Consider the following 1,529-nt stretch of genomic DNA (forward strand, 5'->3'; position numbering starts at 1 on the left):
GAGGAGTAATAAGACCTTGCCAAATATTTATTCTTTTCACATCAAATAAGTTGTTTTTTTTAAGGAAACCATTCAATTAAATAGACCAACTAAGGTCAACTTGGGAAAATCATCTAACACTTCACACCAACTTTGTCACACGAAAGTCAAACCAAACCTTGAACCCTAAGCCGGGTTGCAGCCAAAAGCTGATTTCCCCCTTCCCGGCTTTTTTTAAAAACAAATCAACTATGGGAACACCAATCATCACCCAGGCAGACCTCGACCAATTCAAAGAGGATGTTATTAACGAACTAAGGTCCTTAATGGCCAAAGAAAAAAACGTACAAACCCGGTGGCTAAAAAACAAGGAAGTAAAAAAAATGTTGCAAATAAGTCACACCACCCTACAGACGCTCCGCGCCAATGGTACACTCAGTTATACCAAAGTGGGGGGGATCATTTACTATGATGCAGAGGAAATCGAAAAAATGATGGAGGATAACAAAATCAGCAATAGGATTTAATGATGAAGAATGAACTACATCAAACAGATGAATGCCATATTCACAAAATTCTACAAAGACTCCAGGCTAAACCCCACGCATATCAGTTTGTATTTTTCGCTGTTCCAGCTGGGAAACCTCAACCGGTTCCCGGAAACCTTTTACATCAACCGCGAGGAAATAATGAAACTCTCCAAAATCGGTTCCAAGGCAACTTATCATCGGTGCCTCAAACAACTCGACCATTGGGGATATATAAAATACTTGCCTTCCCACAATCCATACAAAGGAAGCAAAATCAAGTTGCTCAAATTTGATACAAGTCCTGAACAAGTACCGGGACAAGTTGTGGGACAAGCATTAGTACCTTATATAAAACATGATAAACATAGTAAAACAGTAATAAACATAAAAAAAGAAGAAGTCATAAATTTTTTTAAAAATGAATTTCAAAACCAACTTCCGGAAAAACAATTACAAACCGAGGCCGAAAAATTTTTCAACCACAACAAAGCCACCGGCTGGATCATCTCAGGCAACAAACCAATCACCGACTGGCAAGCGGCCGCCCAAAACTGGATGCAAAAAGCTCTCGAAATCAAAGCCAAAAAAGCAAACAAACCCTTCGAAAAACTGAAACACCTCAAAACCTCAAGAAACAAAGACTATGACACCCCTCTCTAAATCCCCGCGAACCTGTCCGCCGAAAGTTTACTGTAGGAGGAGGCGGGGATCTCGTCCCCCCGCAAAGCGGAAATCCAAAATTGCCATCAAAAGCAACGTCATCACGAACCGCCACGGTCACTGAGCGAAGTCGAAGTGAAGGCGGTGAAATGAACTCGTCAATAAATAGCAAAATTTTAATCAAAACTACTACACAATGAAAAACCTATTCACAATCACAGACAACAACACCTCATACACCCTGGGCAAATACCACAACAACCAAATCATCTACGATTTCAACAACACTTTGGAATACCTCGAAGTCAAAGGCAAGCAACGTTTCGGCGAACACTTCAGGATTTACAAAGAAGACCACAA

At 40.5% G+C, this 1,529-nt stretch carries 2 protein-coding genes; both read left to right on the top strand.

The annotated features are described in order from the left end of the window. The first annotated feature begins 230 nt into the window (after nucleotides 1-230). Nucleotides 231-506: a helix-turn-helix domain-containing protein gene (locus tag AACY61_RS13605; protein WP_339612126.1), complete on the top strand. Its 276-nt coding sequence runs from the start codon at nucleotides 231-233 to the stop codon at nucleotides 504-506. A 9-nt stretch (nucleotides 507-515) separates the two neighbouring features. Beyond that, nucleotides 516-1,169: a hypothetical protein gene (locus tag AACY61_RS13610; RefSeq protein ID WP_339612128.1), complete on the top strand. Its 654-nt coding sequence runs from the start codon at nucleotides 516-518 to the stop codon at nucleotides 1,167-1,169. Nucleotides 1,170-1,529 lie beyond the last annotated feature (360 nt).

The sequence above is a fragment of the uncultured Planktosalinus sp. genome, from assembly GCF_963973675.1.
Classification (GTDB): domain Bacteria; phylum Bacteroidota; class Bacteroidia; order Flavobacteriales; family Flavobacteriaceae; genus Planktosalinus.

Bases quoted from the DNA above. Each gene is read 5' to 3' on its own strand.
- AACY61_RS13610 (WP_339612128.1), top strand. From the start codon at position 516: ATGAACTACATCAAACAGATGAATGCCATATTCACAAAATTCTACAAA.
- AACY61_RS13605 (WP_339612126.1), top strand. From the start codon at position 231: ATGGGAACACCAATCATCACCCAGGCAGACCTCGACCAATTCAAAGAG.